Annotated in this window: 16 protein-coding genes; 2 read left to right on the top strand and 14 right to left on the bottom strand. The window is 73.3% G+C overall.

Annotated elements, in window-relative coordinates; translation table 11 throughout:
* Positions 1-58 precede the first annotated feature (58 nt).
* Together DY240_RS31930 and DY240_RS12775 are read right to left on the bottom strand one after the other, a co-directional pair.
* Positions 59-202, bottom strand: coding sequence for a hypothetical protein (locus DY240_RS31930; protein WP_158602834.1), 144 nt, complete (start codon positions 200-202; stop codon positions 59-61).
* 109 nt (positions 203-311) lie between these two features.
* Positions 312-1,895, bottom strand: coding sequence for an amidohydrolase (locus DY240_RS12775; protein WP_119660266.1), 1,584 nt, complete (start codon positions 1,893-1,895; stop codon positions 312-314).
* A gap of 165 nt (positions 1,896-2,060) precedes the next feature.
* Here DY240_RS12775 and DY240_RS12770 point away from each other — a divergent pair, with 165 nt between their 5' ends.
* On the top strand, positions 2,061-2,732 hold the full coding sequence (locus DY240_RS12770) for an FMN-binding negative transcriptional regulator (RefSeq protein ID WP_119660258.1): 672 nt from the start codon (positions 2,061-2,063) through the stop codon (positions 2,730-2,732).
* Positions 2,733-2,736: 4 nt separating this feature from the next.
* Here DY240_RS12770 and DY240_RS12765 read toward each other — a convergent pair whose 3' ends face one another.
* The 3 genes from DY240_RS12765 to DY240_RS12755 are packed head-to-tail and all read right to left on the bottom strand — an operon-like array spanning position 2,737 to position 5,794.
* Complete coding sequence (locus DY240_RS12765) at positions 2,737-4,068, bottom strand: aminotransferase class I/II-fold pyridoxal phosphate-dependent enzyme (RefSeq protein WP_119660257.1); 1,332 nt, start codon at positions 4,066-4,068, stop codon at positions 2,737-2,739.
* A 37-nt stretch (positions 4,069-4,105) separates the two neighbouring features.
* Positions 4,106-4,459, bottom strand: coding sequence for a cupin domain-containing protein (locus DY240_RS12760; RefSeq protein ID WP_119660256.1), 354 nt, complete (start codon positions 4,457-4,459; stop codon positions 4,106-4,108).
* Between the two features lie 36 nt (positions 4,460-4,495).
* Positions 4,496-5,794 (bottom strand): thymidine phosphorylase, encoded by a 1,299-nt coding sequence (locus tag DY240_RS12755; RefSeq protein ID WP_119660255.1) that lies wholly within the window; start codon positions 5,792-5,794, stop codon positions 4,496-4,498.
* A 42-nt stretch (positions 5,795-5,836) separates the two neighbouring features.
* Between DY240_RS12755 and DY240_RS12750 the strand changes: the two genes are divergently transcribed.
* Entirely contained in the window at positions 5,837-6,469 is a 633-nt protein-coding gene (locus tag DY240_RS12750) for a maleylpyruvate isomerase N-terminal domain-containing protein (RefSeq protein WP_119660265.1), read from the top strand.
* A gap of 435 nt (positions 6,470-6,904) precedes the next feature.
* Here DY240_RS12750 and DY240_RS12745 read toward each other — a convergent pair whose 3' ends face one another.
* The 9 genes from DY240_RS12745 to DY240_RS12705 form a co-directional block, all read right to left on the bottom strand.
* Positions 6,905-7,867 (bottom strand): hypothetical protein, encoded by a 963-nt coding sequence (locus DY240_RS12745; RefSeq protein WP_119660254.1) that lies wholly within the window; start codon positions 7,865-7,867, stop codon positions 6,905-6,907.
* A gap of 87 nt (positions 7,868-7,954) precedes the next feature.
* Entirely contained in the window at positions 7,955-8,356 is a 402-nt protein-coding gene (locus tag DY240_RS12740; RefSeq protein ID WP_119660253.1) for a cytidine deaminase, read from the bottom strand.
* The gene (locus DY240_RS12735; RefSeq protein WP_119660264.1) at positions 8,353-9,639 is read right to left on the bottom strand and encodes an ABC transporter permease; all 1,287 of its coding nucleotides are present in this window, start codon (positions 9,637-9,639) and stop codon (positions 8,353-8,355) included. The genes DY240_RS12740 and DY240_RS12735 overlap by 4 nt, the downstream gene beginning before the upstream one ends.
* Positions 9,636-10,883 carry an ABC transporter permease gene (locus tag DY240_RS12730; protein ID WP_199701402.1) on the bottom strand — a complete coding sequence of 416 codons (1,248 nt, stop codon included), beginning with the start codon at positions 10,881-10,883 and terminating at the stop codon, positions 9,636-9,638. The genes DY240_RS12735 and DY240_RS12730 overlap by 4 nt, the downstream gene beginning before the upstream one ends.
* Entirely contained in the window at positions 10,880-12,481 is a 1,602-nt protein-coding gene (locus DY240_RS12725) for an ABC transporter ATP-binding protein (RefSeq protein WP_119660262.1), read from the bottom strand. Before DY240_RS12725 ends, DY240_RS12730 begins: the two co-directional genes overlap by 4 nt.
* A gap of 97 nt (positions 12,482-12,578) precedes the next feature.
* A complete protein-coding gene (locus DY240_RS12720) occupies positions 12,579-13,685 on the bottom strand; it encodes a BMP family lipoprotein (protein ID WP_119660252.1) in 1,107 nt (368 codons plus the stop codon).
* A 189-nt stretch (positions 13,686-13,874) separates the two neighbouring features.
* Entirely contained in the window at positions 13,875-14,948 is a 1,074-nt protein-coding gene (locus tag DY240_RS12715; protein WP_147375304.1) for a hypothetical protein, read from the bottom strand.
* Positions 14,949-15,034: 86 nt separating this feature from the next.
* Positions 15,035-15,709: a hypothetical protein gene (locus DY240_RS12710; RefSeq protein WP_119660250.1), complete on the bottom strand. Its 675-nt coding sequence runs from the start codon at positions 15,707-15,709 to the stop codon at positions 15,035-15,037.
* 70 nt (positions 15,710-15,779) lie between these two features.
* Complete coding sequence (locus DY240_RS12705) at positions 15,780-17,357, bottom strand: acyl-CoA mutase large subunit family protein (protein WP_119660249.1); 1,578 nt, start codon at positions 17,355-17,357, stop codon at positions 15,780-15,782.
* Positions 17,358-17,406 lie beyond the last annotated feature (49 nt).

The following is a 17,406-nucleotide window of genomic DNA, read 5'->3' as shown; positions in this document are numbered from 1 at the left end:
CCGGGCTCGACCCCCGCGAGCCCGGCGCTCTCGCCGTCCGGTCACCCCCGCCGGTGTCTCACTTCCCCGCGACGGCGTCCGGCTCGCGCTCGCCGTCGGCCGGTCCGGGCGACGACGGCGACTCCGCGGGCTCGGCGCCGGGATCGGCCGGCGCCGGGCTGCCGACGACGAACGCGCCCGTCGCGAGCGTCCTGAACACCATGACTCCACGGTCCCAGCCCGGCGCGGGCCGCACATCGGTCCTGGAGCCGAGCCGCCGCCTACGTCGCTGGGCGTAGGGGCCCTCCCGTAGGGGGTACCCGGAGCGGAGCTCAGATGGCTCCGTGGACGACCTCGCCGCCGAGCACCGTCGCGACGACCGGGATGGCCGCGATCTGCGACGGCTCGACGGAGCGGGGGTCGGCGCCGAGCACCACGAGGTCGGCGAGCTTGCCGGCGGACAGGCTGCCGGCGACGTCGTCGACGCGGCAGGCGTAGGCGCTGCCGGTCGTGTAGGCGGCCAGCGCCTCGTCGACGGTGACCGCCTCGTCCGGCCCGACGGGGGCGCCGCCGGCACTGGTCCGCTCGACCATGAACTGGACGGCCCGCAGCGGCGCGCCGTCGGCCACCGGGCGGTCGGAGCTGCCGGCGAGCGGGATGCCGTGGTCGAGGAACGACCGGCCCCGGTACATCCAGCCGCTGCGCTTCGGCCCCATGATCGCCGAGTAGTCGTCGCCGAAGGCGTGCAGGAAGGTCGGCTGCACGACGGCGGTCAGCCCGGCCTGCGCCAGCTGCGGCAGCTGCTCGGGGCGGACCAGCCCGCAGTGCTCGACGCGGTGCCGGGCGCCGGGCCGCGGGTGCGCCGCCTGCGCCGCGGTGACGACGGCGACGGCCTGGTCGATCGCGGCGTCGCCGATGGCGTGGATCGCCAGCTGCCACCCGGCCCGGTGCGCGTCGAGGATCAGCGCCGCCAGCTCGTCGTCACCGAAGGCCAGCTGGCCGAGGCCGCCGTCGGAGCCGTCGGGCGTCACGTACGGCTCGGTGAGCGCCGCGGTGCGCGCCATCATGCCGCCGTCCAGCCACAGCTTCAGTGCGCCGATGGACAGCATGTCGTCGCCGAGGCCGGTGCGCAGGCCGAGGTCGATGGCGCGCGCGATGCCGTCGCCGGGCGCCGCGCCGGACGGCCGCAGCATCGCCGCCGGCACCATCGCCTGCACCCGGACCGGCAGCCGGCCCTGCTCGCGGGCGACCTGGTACGCGGCCAGCTCGACCGGCGAGGAGCCGGCGAGGTCGGTGACGATGCCGGCCTCGGCGACCATCGTGATGCCCTGCGACAGGCACTCGCGGCCGGCGGTCTCGACGGCGGTGACGATCTCGTCCAGGCTGTACGGCAACCGCCGGGCGCGGGCGATCGCCATCGCGCCCTCCTCCAGCAGGCCGGTCGGCCGGCCGGTCGCGTCGCGGACGACTCCCGGCCCGCCCGCGGCCAGTTCGTCGTCGGTGACGGTGGCGAGCACCGCGTCGGAGACCAGGCAGGCGTGCCCGGAGGTGTGCCGGATGTAGAGCCGGCGACCGGGCGCGGCCGCCTCGAGGTCGTCGCGGGTCAGGTGAGCGCCGAGCGGGCGCTGGTCGTAGCCGGCGAGGTCGACCCAGCCGTCGCCGGGGACGGCCGCGGCGGCCCGGCGGACGGCGTCGAGGACGGCGTCGCGGGTGCGGCACTCCGACAGGTCGACCAGGGCGGCGGCCATGCCCGTCCAGGCGAGATGGCTGTGCGCGTCGACGAAGCCGGGCAGCACGGTGGCGCCGTCGAGGTCGGCCGTGCGCCGCGCCCGCAGGCCGTCGATCTCCTCGTCCAGCCCGACGACGCGGCCGCGCCAGACACCGAGGCGCGAGGCCGCCGGCCGGGCGGGATCCATGGTGACGATCCGGGCGCCGGTCACCAGCAGGTCGAGCTCCACCGCACCTCCACGTCGTCCGTCGTCGCGGGCACAGTCTGGCAGTTCCGCGACTGTTGCGTTACGGTCGCAGCAACCGTACCAGTACAGTTTGCACCGATCGGCTGACACTCCTTGGGAGCCCCCATGCACACGCCCCGGCACTTCCGCGCCGACTCGCCGGACCGCGAGGGCCGGCTGGTCCGCGAGAACCCGTTCGGCCTGATCGTCTGCGGCGGGGCCAGGGAGGCACCGGTGGCGACGCACGTCCCGATGCTGCGCGGGCCCGGCCCTGACGGGAGCCCGCCGGCCGACGGCGAACCGCTGCAGGGCGGGACGATCGTGGGTCACCTGGCGAAGGTCAATCCGCAGAGTGCGGCGCTGCGGACGGCGGGCTCGGCCCTGGCCGTGTTCCTCGGCCCGGACGGTTACGTCTCACCCACCTGGTACGACGGCGACCGGCCCAACGTCCCGACGTGGAACTACGCCGCCGTGCACGTGAGCGGGCCGGTCCGCGTCGTCGACGACCGGGACGAGGCGCTGGCGATCATCATGGCCAGCATCGCCGCGACCGAGGCGTACGCCGGCACCGGCTGGGACCCCACGCCGTCGCTGGACTACGTCGACCAACTGCTGGCCGGCATCGTCGCCTTCGAGCTCACCGCCGAGGACGTCCGCAGCACGTTCAAGCTCAGCCAGAACAAGCCGGTCGGCACGCAGCGCCGCGTCCAGGCGTCGCTGGCGGCCGGCACGCACGGCCGCGACCGCGAGGTGGCCGCCCTCATGGCCGACGTCCTCGGCCTCGGCGCCACCGGCTGAGCCGTCACGCCAGGCGGGTCCGGCGCGACCGGCCCAGCACGGCGGCGAGGTCGGCGGCCAGCCGGTCCGCCTCGCCGGACCTGAGCGTCGCCGTCGTGATGCGGACGAACGGCTCGCTGTGCGTGCGGTGCGGCTCACCGGCGCGGACCGCCCAGCCGCGGCTCTGCAGCGCCTGCACGACGGGGACCTCGTGCGGCACCGGCACCCAGACGTTCAGCCCGGACCGGCCGCGGGCCGCGATCCCCCGCTCGGCCAGCCGCGACAGCAGCGACTCACGGCGGGCGCGGTAGAGGTCGCCCGCCAGCCGCACGCCGGTGCGGACGTCGTCGTCGGACCAGAGCCGGACGACCAGGTGCTGCAGCAGGTGGCTGACCCAGCCGGCCCCGACCAGCTGCCGTTCGGCGACCCTGCGCGCGGTGCGCGGGTCGGCGAGCAGGAAGCCGGTGCGAAGGTCCGGCCCGAGCACCTTGCTGGTGGTCCGGACGATGGCCCACGACCGGCGGCCGACGCAGACCGAGACGTACCGCGCGCCGGCGATCAGCGACGCGTGGTCGTCCTCCACCACCAGCACGTCCGGGTGGTCGTCGAGGACGGTGCGCAACTCGCGCGCCCGGCCGCCGTCGACGGCGGCGCCGGTCGGGTTCTGCGCCCGCGGGGTGACGACGAACGCGACCGGCCCGCCGGCGAGCGCGGCGGCCAGCGACGACGGCACCGGGCCGGCGTCGTCGACGGCGACCCCGACCGGCACCATGCCCATCGACCGGACCAGCTCGAGCACGCCGGGATAGCCGGGATCCTCGACGGCGACGCGGTCGTTGGGCCGGGCGCGACTGGCCAGCACCCGCTCGACGCCGTCCATCGCCCCGCCGACGACGGCGACCGGCCCCGCGTTGGTGCGCAGCCAGCCCGGGAGGTCGCCGAACTGCTCCGTCGCGATCTCGGCCAGCTCCGGCAGCACCGACGGCGCGCCGTACAGGAACCGCGGCAGCTCCAGCTCCCGCAACGCCGCCGCGACGTCGGGCAGCAGCTCGGGATCGGGGTTGCCGTCGCTGAGGTCGCGGACACCGGGCCCGACCGGCCCGTACTGCTGCGCCCGGCTGACCGGCCGGACGCCGACCCGCGTGACGCGGCCGGCCTCACTGGTGACGACGCCGCGCAGCCGCAGGTCGCGATAGGCGGCGGACACCGTCGTCGGACTGACGCCGAGGCGCGCCGCCAGACCGCGCACCGACGGCAACGGCTCGGACTCGGCCAGCCGGCCGGCCTCGATGGCCGCCTCGACGCTGTCCGCGATGGCCCGCGACGTGCGGCCGGCGATCACGTCCTCGGCTGCCATGCCCGCAACTGTACTGGTACAGCCGCGGCCCGAACCGTCACTCCTCGCGGTGCGCCAGGTCCGGCGCGAACGCCGGCAGGCAGATGGCGACGTACTCGGCGCCGTCGGGGCCGGCGGTGTACCGGACCCGTTCGCCGGCCTCCGTGAACAGGGCCTGCCCGGCGGCGACCGTGGTGCTGCCGCCGTCGTGCTCGACGACGACGCTGCCGCTCAGCACCAGTGTGATCTCGTCGAACTCCGGCTCCTGGGCCGGCTCGTCCCAGCCGGGCGGCGCCTGCATGCGCGCCACCGAGACCGCGCCGTTCTGCGTCGCGAAGCGGCCGACGTACTCGTCGATGACCTTGCCGCCGGGCACCGGGATGCGGGCCGGCGCGTCGATCAGTCTGACCATGGCAGTCCTTTCGTGGGGGCGCCGGGTGCGGACGCGTCAGCCGACGCGGTCGATGACCAGCGGCGGCAGGTCGGGCCGGCCGCCCGCCGGCGCGATGACGTAGCCGCCGTCGAGCGCCTCGAGCGCGCGGTCGAACCGGGCCGGCTCGTCGGTGTGCAGCGTCAGCAGCGGCTCGCCGGCCCGCACGACCGCGCCCGGCTTGGCGTGCAGCTCGACCCCCGCGGCGGCCTGGACGTCCTCGTCCTTGCGGGCGCGTCCGGCGCCGAGCCGCCAGGCCGCGACGCCGACCTGGTACGCGTCGAGCCGCGCCAGCACGCCGTCGGCCGGGGCGAGGACGGTGTGCGTCTCGCGCGCCCGCGGCAACGCGGCGGACGGGTCGCCGCCCTGCGCCGCGATCATCCGCCGCCACACGTCCATCGCCGACCCGTCCTTCAGCGCGTCGGCCGGATCCTTGCCGCCGTCGAGCCCGGCCGCGGCCAGCATCTCGCGGGCCAGCGTGACGGTGAGCTCGACGACGTCGTCGGGTCCGCCGCCGCCGAGCACCTCGACGGACTCGCGGACCTCCAGCGCGTTGCCGGCCGTCAGCCCGAGCGGCGTCTCCATGTTCGTGAGCAGCGCGACGGTGCGCACGCCGGCGTCGGTGCCGAGCGCGACCATCGTCTCGGCCAGCTCGCGCGCGGAGGCGGCGTCCTTCATGAACGCGCCCGATCCGACCTTGACGTCGAGGACCAGCGCACCGGTGCCCTCGGCGATCTTCTTGCTCATGATCGACGACGCGATCAGCGGAATGGCCTCGACGGTGCCGGTGACGTCGCGCAGGGCGTACAGCTTCTTGTCCGCCGGTGCGAGGTCGTCGCCGGCCGCGCAGACGACGGCGCCGGTGTCGCGCAGCACGCCGAGCATCTCGTCCGCACTCAGCGACGCCCGCCAGCCCGGGATCGACTCCAGCTTGTCCAGCGTCCCGCCGGTGTGGCCGAGCCCGCGCCCGGACAGCTGCGGCACCGCGGCGCCGCACGCGGCCACTGTCGGCGCCAGCGGCAGCGTGATCTTGTCGCCCACGCCGCCCGTCGAGTGCTTGTCAGTGGTGGGACGGTCGACGGCCGACCAGTCCATGCGCCGGCCCGTGCGGATCATCGCGTCGGTCCAGCGGGCGATCTCGCGCCGGGACATGCCGTTGAGCAGGATCGCCATCGCCAGCGCCGACATCTGCTCGTCGGCGACGACGCCGCGCGTGTACGCGTCGACGACCCAGTCGATCTGCCCGTCGGACAGCTCGCCGCGGTCGCGCTTGGTCCGGATGACGTCGACGGCGTCGAAGGGTTCGGGTGTTGCCATGATGGGATCATCGCACTTCCGGCCGACCGTAGGGTGGTGGGCATGACGGTGCGGCAGCTGTACCTCGACGCGGCGTCGACGGCGCTCGACCTGCTCCGCGACCCGGCGGTCGCCGCGCACTGGGACGAGCCGAGCGCGCTCGAGGCGTTCACCGTCGGCGGGCTGGCCGGACACCTCGCCGGGCAGGTGCTCGCGGTGCCCGAGGTGCTCGCCACGCCCGTGCCCGACGAGCCTCCGGCCGCGCTGCTCGACCACTACACGCGGTCCACCTGGATCGGCGCCGGCCTCGACGCCGAGACCAACGTCGCGATCCGCGAGCGCGGCGACACGGCCGCCGCGGGCGGGCCGGAGGCGCTGGTGGTGCGGACGACGGACACGCTGGCGGATCTGCGCGCCAGCCTGTCCGCGGAGCCCGCCGGCCGGCTCGTGCACCTCGCCGGCCGCTGGTCGCTCACCCTCGACGACTATCTGACGACGCGGCTGCTCGAGATCGCCGTCCACGACGACGACCTCGCCGTCAGCGTGGGGGTCGAGACGCCGCCGCTGCCCGAAGCGGCGCTGCGCCCGGTGTTCGACCTGCTGACGACCCTGTCGGTGCGCAAGCACAGTGCACCGGCGGTCCTGCGGGCGCTCGCCCGGGCCGAGCGCGCCCCCCGCGACATCGCCGCCATCTGACGCCCGCCGCGAGGTGCCGCGTTGGTCGTGAGGTGACGTTGGTCCCGTCCCCGCTGCGTTGGTCCCGTCCCCCTGCTGCCCGATTGTCTTGGCCGCAGCTATCGGGGGGACGGGGGAAGAGCGGCGACGGGGCCGGCTCGGGCGTCGGCCCGTTCTGGGTGGCGTTAGTGTCGTGGAGCGTCCACCTGGCGAGATATCACCGTGATTCCGGAGCCATCACGAGGATCACCCGAGCATCACCAGGCCTGTAGGGGTGTTGACGCTCAGGTAATCCTCGTGATGTAGGCGATCGTCGATGATCATCGCTGTCCACAAGCACCGAGACAGGGCCGCGGGCCTTGGCAATGCTGGTCGTCGCAAACTTGTCCGATATGTCCGATGTTGCGCGACGGTGAGGCTTGCCAAGGCGGTCCGCTGCCACGCTGCCGCTGAGAATCAGCGAAGCCTGAGGCGCACGCCGAGCCGGTCGAGCACGGTGCCGATGGGGTTGCAGTACGTCAGCCCCTGCCTGTCGGGGCCGCCGGTGTCGCTGCCGGCGAAGAGCAAGCCGACCGCCTCGCGGGTGTCGGGGCGGTAGACCAGCGACCCGCTGTCGCCGCCGGAGGAGAAGCCGGCCGGACCGGTGCCGGTGCCGGTGACCTCGATCTGGTCGTCGAAGTCGAGGACGCCGGACGGGTACTGGACGCTGATGCCGTCGACCTCGATGGCGCTGACCCGGCCGCGCGTCACTCCGGTGGTGCGGCCCGCCTTCTCGACCTCGACGTCGTCGGTGACGGCGACCCAGCCGGTGAGCTCGCCGGCCGGGTAGCCGGCGGAGATCTCGACGCCGTCGTCGAGGCGGGCGGTCGCGGCGTCGACGAGGTTGGGCACCACCGGGTCGAGGGCGACGACGCCGGCGAGGACGCCGATGCGGTCGCCGGCGACCGTGCCGCCGTCGGCCACGCCGGGCTGGACGACGGCGTCGCCGGCCGTGCCGCGGCCGGAGTCGGCCAGGACGTGGTTGTTCGACAGCACCAGCACGTCGTCCGGCGCGTCGGAGGCGACCACGAACGCGCCGATGGTCCCCGCCGTCACGTTCAGATGCGAGACCGACAGGCCGGGGCGCAGCGGCCGCTGCCGTTGCTGCAGCTCAGCGGCGTCCCACTGGTGGGCGCGGACGACGCCGACGTCGCGGACGTCGCACTCGTCGCCGGCCAGCTCGCGACCGGCCTCGACGACCGCCGCGGCCAGGTCGGACGTGCCGAACGTGCGGACGGCGACACCGTAGGTGGCGGGGCCCACGACGCAGACGCCGACGGCGACGCCGCCGGTGGGGGTGTGCGGACGGGGCGGGGCGGCCAGCGCCGTCGTCCGCCGGCGGAGTTCGGCCTTGATCTCACGTGCGGTCTGCAGCTCCATGGGCGACTCCCGGGGACGGTCGCGGGCGGACCCCGCCCGGCTGGGCGGGGCTCCCACCCTACGGGCGGCGACCGACAACCATCGCCGCTACGGGCGCTCGGGCAGTTCCTCCGGCCCGAAGGCCTGCGGCAGCACCCGGTCCATCGTCTGGATCCCCTGCGGGGTCTCGACCAGCAGCGCCGCGCCGCCGTGTTCCCACAGCAACTGGCGGCAGCGTCCGCACGGCATGGTCAGGCGCCGGTCGGTCCCGCCGACGCAGGTGAACGCGACCAGCCGGCCGCCACCGCCGGCGATCAGCGACGACACGAGCCCGCACTCCGCGCACAGCGTGACGCCGTAGGCGGCGTTCTCGACGTTGCAGCCGGTGACGACCCGGCCGTCGTCGACCAGCGCTGCCGCGCCGACCGGGAACCCGGAGTACGGCGCGTAGGCGCGCTCGGCCACCTCGACGGCGGCCGCGCGCAGCGCCGTCCAGTCGATCTCGGTCATGACTTCACGTACGGCTCGCCGTCGGCGGCCGGCGCACGGACCCGGCCGACCAGCCCGGCGACCGCGAAGATCGTCAGGATGTACGGCAGCATCAGCATGAACTCGCTGGGGATCGGCGTGCCGATGATGCCGAGCACGCTCTGCAGGTTGTTCGCGAAGCCGAACAGCAGCGCCGCGCCCAGGGCGCCCAGCGGGCTCCACCGGCCGAAGATCATCGCCGCCAGCGCGATGAAGCCCTGGCCGGCCGACATCTCCCGGCTGAACGCGCCGACGTTGCCCAGCGTGAAGAACGCGCCGCCGAGCCCGGCCACCGCCCCGCCCAGCAGGACGTTGCGGAACCGCACCGTGTTGACGCGGATGCCCAGGGTGTCGGCGGCCTTCGGGTGCTCACCGACGGCGCGGACGCGCAGCCCCCAGCGGGTGCGGAACAGCGCGACGTGCACCAGGATCACCGTGACGTACATGGCGTAGACGATGATCGTCTGCTCGAACAGCACCGGCCCGATCACGGGGATCTCGTTGAGCAGCGGGATCTCCACCCGCGGCAGCGTGCCCGGGCTGTTCCAGGTGGCCGCCTCGGGCGCCAGCAGCTGGCCGTACAGGAAGTTCGTCACGCCCAGCACCAGCACGTTCAGCACGACGCCGACGATGATCTGGTTGACGATGTACCTGATCGCGAACACCGCCAGCACGAACGCCACCAGCAGGCCCGCCACGACGGCCGCGATGAGCCCCACGTACAGGTTTCCCGTCAGCGTCGCCACGACGGCGGACAGGAACGCGCCCGCCAGCAGCTGGCCCTCGATCGCGATGTTGATGACGCCGGCCCGCTCGCACAGCACACCCGACAGCGCGCCGAACACCAGCGGCACCGACAGCGCCAGGGCCCCCTGCAGCAGCGACGTGAACGAGATCTGCTCGCCCGCCACCGCCCAGACGAGGAACGCCAGCACGAACGCGATGGCGAACAGCACCGTCAGCCACACCGGCACCGCCTGACCGGCGCGGACCAGCCACGCCGCGTACGCCGCGACGGCGACGCACACCAGCGACAGGCCGAGCGCGACCGGCTGCGACGACAGCGCCAGGGGGTCGATCTGCCAGGCATCGGAGCCGGTCGAGATGCCGAACGTGCTGGTCTGGCCGGACTCGCCGAGGATGCCGAAGGTGATCAGCGCGACCAGTGCGAGGACGGCGAACGCGATGGGCGCCTTCCAGCTGGGCCGGACGGCGAGCTCCTGACCGGTCGGAGCCGGCGGCGCCGCCAGTGTCTGCGCGCTCACGCGCCCCACCCCCTCTGCAGCCCGGCGACGGGTTGCCCGGCCGAGCGCACCCGCACCCGGAAGATCGCCCGGACCAGCGGCGGCGCCGCGATGAACAGCACGATCAGCGACTGGATGACCAGGATGATGTCGATCGGGGTGCCGGTGCCGGCCTGCATCGGCACGCCGCCGGCGCGCAGGGCGCCGAACAGCAGGCCCGCGGCCACGGTCCCCCACGGGCTGGCCCGGCCGAGCAGCGCGACGGTGATGGCGTCGAAGCCGAGGCCGGCGGAGATGCCGGACGTGAGGTACCGCTCCGTCCCGAGCACCTGCATGACGCCTGCGAGGCCGGCCAGCCCGCCGGCCAGCAGCATGACCCACACGTAGGTGCGGCTGACCGACATGCCGGCGGTGCGGGCGGCGTTCGGGTTGGCGCCGACGGCGCGGAACTCGAAGCCCATCGTGCTGCGCTCGAGCAGCCACCACACGCCGAACGCGGCCAGGATGACCAGCACGAACCCCAGGTGCAGCCGGGAGTCGTCGAAGAACCGGGGCAGCTGCGCGGAGTCGTCGACGATCGGGCTGACGGGGTTGGAGGCGCCGGGCCGCTGGAACGCCGCCGTCGTCAGCAGGTAGGCGATGAGGAACCGCGCCACGTAGTTGAGCATGATCGTGACGATGACCTCGTGGGCGCCGGTGCGCGCCTTCAGCAGCCCGACGACGCCACCCCAGACGGCACCGCCCACGAGGCCGGCCAGCACGCCCACGATCAGGTGCAGACCGGCCGGCAGGTGCCAGCCGAAGCCGACGTAGCCGGCCAGGATGGCGCCCAGGATGATCTGGCCCTCGGCGCCGATGTTGAACAGGCCCGCGCGGAAGGCCAGCGCCACGCCCAGACCGGCCGCGATGAGCGGCGCGGCGTTGGTCGCGGTCTCCGCCAGCGGGCGCAGCGCCCGGCCGACGGTGTACTCGTTGATGTCGATGATCGACCCGGTGAACAGGGCGCTGTAGGCGTTGCTCACCGAGTTCCAGGCGGCCTCGAAGGTGTCGCCGGGCCGGGAGAAGAAGTAGCTCGCGCGGTCCTGCACGTCCGGGTCGGACGCCGCGATCAGCACGGCGCCGATGAGCAGCGCCAGCACCACCGACAGGATCGTCACCAGGATGCTGCCGCCGGTCAGCTCGCGCATGAACCGCTGGAAGAACGTCTCCTCCGCGGGCGGCCGCTGCTCCTCGGGCGCGGCCGCGGGTGGCTTGGTGTCGGTCACGACTGTCCGTCCTTCGGGTCGCCGGCGGGGCCGCCGTCGGCGACGTCGCCGACGTGCTCGACCTCCGTCGGGTGCGCCTCGGCCTCCGCCTGGGCCTCGTCGGGCGCGATGCCGGCCATCATCAGGCCGAGCACGTCGCGGTCGGTGTCGCCGGGGACGATGCCGACGATGCGGCCGCGGTACATGACGGCGATGCGGTCGGCCAGCGCGCTGATCTCGTCGAGCTCGGTGGAGACGATGATGACCGGCGTGCCCTGGTCGCGCTCGCGCACGATGCGCTTGTGCACGAACTCGATGGAGCCGACGTCGAGGCCGCGGGTGGGCTGGGCGGCGATGAACAGCTTCAGCGGCCGGGACAGCTCGCGCGCGACGACGACCTTCTGCTGGTTGCCGCCGGACAGCGTCCCCGCCGGGGTGTCGACGCTGCTGGTGCGGATGTCGAACTCCTCGACCCGCTGCTCGGCGTTGCGGGCCAGTTCCGAGCCGCGCAGCGAGAGCCCGCGGGCGAACGGCGCCCGTTTGTAGAGGTCGAGGACGAGGTTCTCGGCGACGGTGAAGCTGGAGACGATGCCGTCGACGGTGCGGTCCTCGGGCACGAACCCGACGCCGGCCTCGAGCACGTCGTCGACGCCGCGGCCGAGCAGCTCCTGGCCCTCGAGGCGGACGGACCCGGTGACGTGCTCCTGCACGCCGAGGATCGCCTCGACCAGCTCCGTCTGCCCGTTGCCCTGGACGCCGCCGACGGCGAGGATCTCGCCGCCGCGCACGTCGAAGGAGACGTGGTCGACGACGGCGGTGCCGCGCTCGTCGACCACGCTGAGGTCGGTGACGGAGAACGCGACGTCGCCGGGCTCGGCCGGCGCCTTGTCGACGGTGAGGCTGACGGCGCGGCCGACCATCATCGAGGCGAGCTCGTTCTCGGACGCCTCGGGCGACGCCTCGCCGACGACGGCGCCGCGGCGGATGACGGTGATGCGGTCGGCGATGGCCTTGACCTCGCGCAGCTTGTGCGTGATGAACACGATCGACGTGCCGTCGGCCTTGAGCTGGCGCATGATCGCGATCAGCTCGTCGGTCTCCTGCGGGGTCAGCACCGCGGTCGGCTCGTCGAGGATGAGCACGTCGGCCTTGCGGACCAGCGCCTTGATGATCTCGACCCGCTGCTGGACGCCGACGGGGAGGCGCTCGACGTAGGCGTCGGGGTCGACGTTGAATCCGTACCGCTCGGAGATCTCGCGGACGTCGCGCCGCGCGGCCTCCATGTCGAGCAGCCCGCCGGCGCCGACGTGCTCCTGGCCGAGCATGACGTTCTCGGCGACGGTGAACACCGGGACCAGCATGAAGTGCTGGTGGACCATGCCGATGCCGGCGGCCATGGCGTCGCCGGGACCGGAGAACGCGACCTTCTGGTCGTCGACGACGATGTGGCCGTCGTCGGGCTGGTAGAGGCCGTACAGCACGTTCATCAACGTGCTCTTGCCGGCGCCGTTCTCACCGAGCAGGCAGTGGATCTCGCCCGGCTCGACCACCAGGTCGATGGAATCGTTGGCCACCAGGCTGCCGAAGCGCTTGGTGATGCCGCGCAGTTCGAGCTTCAACGGCCGGACCACCCTCCTCGTGGTACGAGCGACGTGAGCACGACGGTACCCCGAACGGCCCGGTGACCGAGCCGTTCGGGGTGGCCGTGAGGAGCCGTCAGGAGAACGCCGCGTCCGACTCGACGACGAGCTCGCCGGAGATGATCTGCTCCTGGATCTGCGCCAGCTCGTCCTTCGTCTCTTGGGAGATCTCGGCGTCGAAGTCGTGGAACGGCGCGAGGCCGACGCCGCCGTTCTCCAGCGTGCCGACGTACGGCTCGTTGGTGAACGCGCCGTCCGCCGCCTCCTGCGTCGCCGCGAGGACGGCCTGGTCCATGCCCTTGAGGACCGACGTCAGGATGACGTCGGCGTAGTCGGGCGCGGACTCGAAGCCGTCGGAGTCGGCCCACACGACCGCGACGTCGCCGGCCGCCTGCGCCGCGATGGCGGCGCTCTCGGCCAGCGGGCCCGCGACCGGGTGCAGGACGTCGGCGCCCTGGCTGATCAGGTTGTCGCTGATCTGCCGGGCCAGGCCGGTGTTGGCGAAGTCGCCGACGAACTGGCCGTCCTGCGTCGCCTTGTCCCAGCCGAGCACCTGGACCTGGGTGCCCTTCTGCTGGTTGTGGTACTGGACGCCGTCGTAGAAGCCGTCCATGAAGATGGTGACGGTCGGGATCGGCGCGCCGCCCCAGGTGCCGACGATGCCGGTCTTGGAGTACGCGGCCGCCGCGTAGCCGGCCAGGAACGCCGCCTCGTGGGTGTTGAAGACCAGCGGCTTGACGTTGTCGATCGGCGTCGGCGCGCCGGTCTCGTCGGTGTACTGGTAGTCGACGATCGCGAACTGCTCCTCGGGGTTGGACTCGGCCGCCTCGCGGGTGGCGTCGGCCAGCAGGAAGCCGACCGTGACGATGAGCCCGCAGTCGTCCTGCACCATGGCGTCGACGTTGGGGCCGTAGTCGGCGTCGGACTGCGACTCGGCGAACTTCGGCTCGGCGATGATGCCCTCGTCCTGGGCCAGCACCAGGCCGTTGTACGAGGTCTCGTTGAACGACTTGTCGTTGATGCCGCCCTGGTCGGACACCATGCACGCGGTGAAGTCGCCGCCGTCGCCGCCCCCGGTCGCCGTGCCGTCGCCGCTGCCCTCGTCGTCCGGAGCCTCACCACAGGCCGCCACCGCGAGCGCGACCGCGCTCACCGCAGCGGCGAGCCGAAACCTCTTGTTCATCTGCCCCTCCAGGCCCCAGATGGTCGATCGGCCGTGCCACTCGTATTCGGTGGTGCCGAAATCGCTACGAATCCAAGCCGTAGGCTAACTGCCGATCTCGCCAATTGAACGCGCGCTGAGCAGCCGAGATACTTCCGTGACCAACTCGCTGTCGAACCGCCGCAGAGCGGAAGCGCCCGGAACCTCCCCTCAGCCGACGCGTTCGACGATGGTCTGCGCCTCGGCGACCGGGACGTTCACCGTCGATTCACGGCGCAGCGGATCGAGGTCGCCGCCGACCGTCGTGCCGTCCTGTTCCTGGCCCTCCCACGTCGCCGTCCACTCGGTGGCGGCGGTGACGGGATAGCCGCCCGGATAGGCGACGGAGGCGCGGCTGAACGCGACCGTGCAGCCGTCGGTGTCGGCGGAACCGGGCGACCAGGCCTGCTGCGCGAGCTCGGGGTCGCACCGGCGCGAGCCGTTGGGCGAGGCGATCGACAGGCCGTCGGTGGTGGCGGTGACCTCGGCCCACACGTCGGCGCCCACGACGTCGGCGCGGATGGTGCGGGTGCCGCCGTCGCCGCCGACCATCTCGGGGTCGACCACCCAGAACCAGGTGTTCACGTTGACGAACGTGGCGCCGTCGAGGGCGCCGGCCAGCCGCGGGTTGCGCTCGACCTCGGGCTCGTCGATGACCATGACCTCGCGGGCCTCGATGGCCAGCGTCTCGGGGTCGACGGCCGGCGCCGGCGGGTCGCCGTCGACCCACGGCCAGTAGATGACCGGGATCTCGCCGTACTGCCCGCCGAGGTTCTTGACCTCCGGCGCGCACACGGCCATGTCGTCCACGCTGCCGGCGTCGCCGGCGCGGACCTGGTACCAGGTGAGGTCGGTGCCGGCCGCCTCCCGCGCGATGGCGTCCTCGAACACCGACCGGTCGGGGAACATCTCGCGGGCGAACGCGAACGATCCGTTGATGGCCGCGTAGGCCTCCTCGTACCACTTCAACACGGCCTCGGGGTCGCCGGCGTCGACGCTGCTGCCGTCCGACAGCATGCGGCCGTCGAGCCGCTCCCACCAGCAGACCGGCGGCAGGGAGATGGTGTAGCTGCCGCCGTCGCCGGGAGCGCCGTCGCCGGTCAGGACGACCTCGACGCCGACCTCGTAGCCGTCGCCGGTGTCGTCGCCGCCGGAGCCGCCACGGGCAGCGGCGAGCCCGGGCGCCGCCAGCAGGACGGCGATGCCGACGACGGCGGCGGACAAGCCCTTCACGACAACCCTCATGGCGCGCTCACATCCGTGGCATACATGGTCACAACGTGGCGAACCGTGACCCTACCATCGGCGGCGGACGCCGTCAGGGGCACGTCTCACCCACAGGGCTCGGGGTCGGCCTGCTCGGTGTCGGACGCCAGCCAGGCGCCGTCGACCTGCGTCATCGTCAGCACCAGCCGCTCGACCTCGGGCTGCGGCTCGGGCGTGCCGCCGGTGTACTGCACCCAGTCGCGCATGATGGTGCAGATGTCGACCTCGGCGGTGCCGTCGCCGACCGTGACGTCGCGCAGCTCGATCTCGGTCGGCTCGCCCACGATGACCCGCTGCTTCGAGACGGACTCGACGAGGTAGTTGAGCAGCCGGCCCAGCTGGGGGTCGACGGCCGTCCGCAGGATGCCGGACTGCTCGTCCCCGGCGCCGAACAGGACGGCGTCCCAGCTGGCCATGAACCGGCCGGCCGCCCGCAGCACGGCTCGCTCGTCGTCGGTGGCGCCGTCGGGCGGTTCGATCGGCAGCTCGGTGGGCAGCTCGACGACGCGTTCCTCGCCGGGCGGCAGGTACGGCGGGGTGAACGTGGCGCCGGGCTCCGGCTCGGGAGCGGACGGGCTCGCGTCAGGCTGGTCCGACGGAGTCGCCGGCTGCGACGACGTCACCGAGCCGGTGGCGGTGTCGTCGGCGAGTCCGGCCGGCTCGTCGCCGGCCGACGAGCAGGACGCGGGGAACAGGAGCGCCAGCACGGTGGCGCCCAGCACCAGCGTGCGCCGGCTCATGACAGCCTCCCTGGGCGTCCTCCGTCGATGTGCGGACGGCCACATCGTACGTTCCCCCCCCGACAGAGCCTCAGATGCCGGTCGGCGCCGAGTACGTCCCCCAGACCTCGCGCAGCGCGTCGCAGACCTCGCCGACGGTGGCCCGGGCGGCCAGCGCCTCGCGCATCGGGATCAGCACGTTGTCGGTGCCCGCGGCGGCGGCACGCAGGGCGTCGAGCGCGCGCGTCACGGCGGCGCCGTCGCGGTCCGCACGCAGCCGCGCCAGCCGCTCGGCCTGCGCCTGCTCGATGGCGGGGTCGACCCGCAGCGGCTCGTACGGTTCCTCGTCGTTGGTGAGGAAGCGGTTGACGCCGACGACGGTGCGCTCGCCGGCGTCGATCTGCTTGGCGACGTCGTAGGCGGACTGCTCGATCTGGTCCTTCTGGAAGCCGCGCTCGATCGCCGCGACGGCGCCACCCATGTCCTCGACCTGCGTCATCAGCGCGACGGCGGCCGCCTCGAGCTCGTCGGTGAGCGACTCGACGGCGTACGAGCCGGCGAACGGGTCGACGGTGCGGGTGACGTCGGTCTCGTAGGCCAGCACCTGCTGGGTGCGCAGCGCCAGGCGCGCCGCCTTCTCCGTCGGCAGCGCGATGGCCTCGTCGTAGGAGTTCGTGTGCAGCGACTGGGTGCCGCCGAGGACCGCGGCCAGCGCCTGCACGGCCACCCGGACCAGGTTGACCTCGGGCTGCTGCGCCGTGAGCTGCACTCCGGCGGTCTGGGTGTGGAACCGCAGCATCTGCGACTTCGGGTTCGTCGCGCCGAACTCGTCGCGCATGACGCGGGCCCAGATGCGCCGAGCGGCGCGGAACTTCGCGACCTCCTCGAGGATCGTCGTCCGCGACACGAAGAAGAAGGACAGCCGCGGCGCGAACTCGTCGACGTCCAGCCCGGCCGACAGCGCGGCCCGCACGTACTCGCGCGCGTTGGCCAGCGTGAACGCGACCTCCTGCACGGGCGTCGCGCCGGCCTCGGCCATGTGGTAGCCGGAGATCGAGATGGTGTTCCAGCGCGGCAGCTCGCGCCGGCAGTAGCCGAAGATGTCACTGGTCAGCCGCAACGACGCCGCGGGCGGATAGATGTAGGTGCCGCGGGCGATGTACTCCTTGAGCACGTCGTTCTGGATGGTGCCGGTCAACCGGTCGCCGGCGACGCCCTGTTCGGCGCCGACCAGCTGGTACAGCAGCAACAGCAGCGCCGCCGGCGCGTTGATCGTCATCGACGTCGACACCTCGCCCAGCGGGATGCCGTCGAACAGCACGCGCATGTCCTCGATCGAGTCGATCGCCACGCCGACCTTGCCGACCTCGCCCGCCGCCACCGGCGCGTCGGAGTCGTACCCCATCTGCGTCGGCAGGTCGAACGCGACGGACAGCCCGCCGGTCCCGGCCTCGACCAGCTGGTGGTAGCGCCGGTTCGACTCCGCGGCCGTGCCGAACCCGGCGTACTGCCGCATGGTCCACGGACGGCCGGTGTACATCGTCGGGTAGACACCGCGGGTGAACGGGTACTCGCCGGGCGCACCCAGCCGCTGCGCCGCCGGCCATCCGTCCAGCGCATCCGGACCGTAGACGGGCTCGATGGGGAGCCCGGACTCCGTGGTGCTCATGGTGCTGTCCACGGTAGTGACCCGGCGACGGGTGTGGGTGGTGACTTTG

Origin of the sequence: Jiangella rhizosphaerae, assembly GCF_003579925.1 — a bacterium.
Taxonomy (GTDB): Bacteria; Actinomycetota; Actinomycetes; order Jiangellales; family Jiangellaceae; genus Jiangella; species Jiangella rhizosphaerae.
Note: the sequence above shows the minus strand (reverse complement) of the source record. Positions and strands in the feature narration are given on the sequence as shown.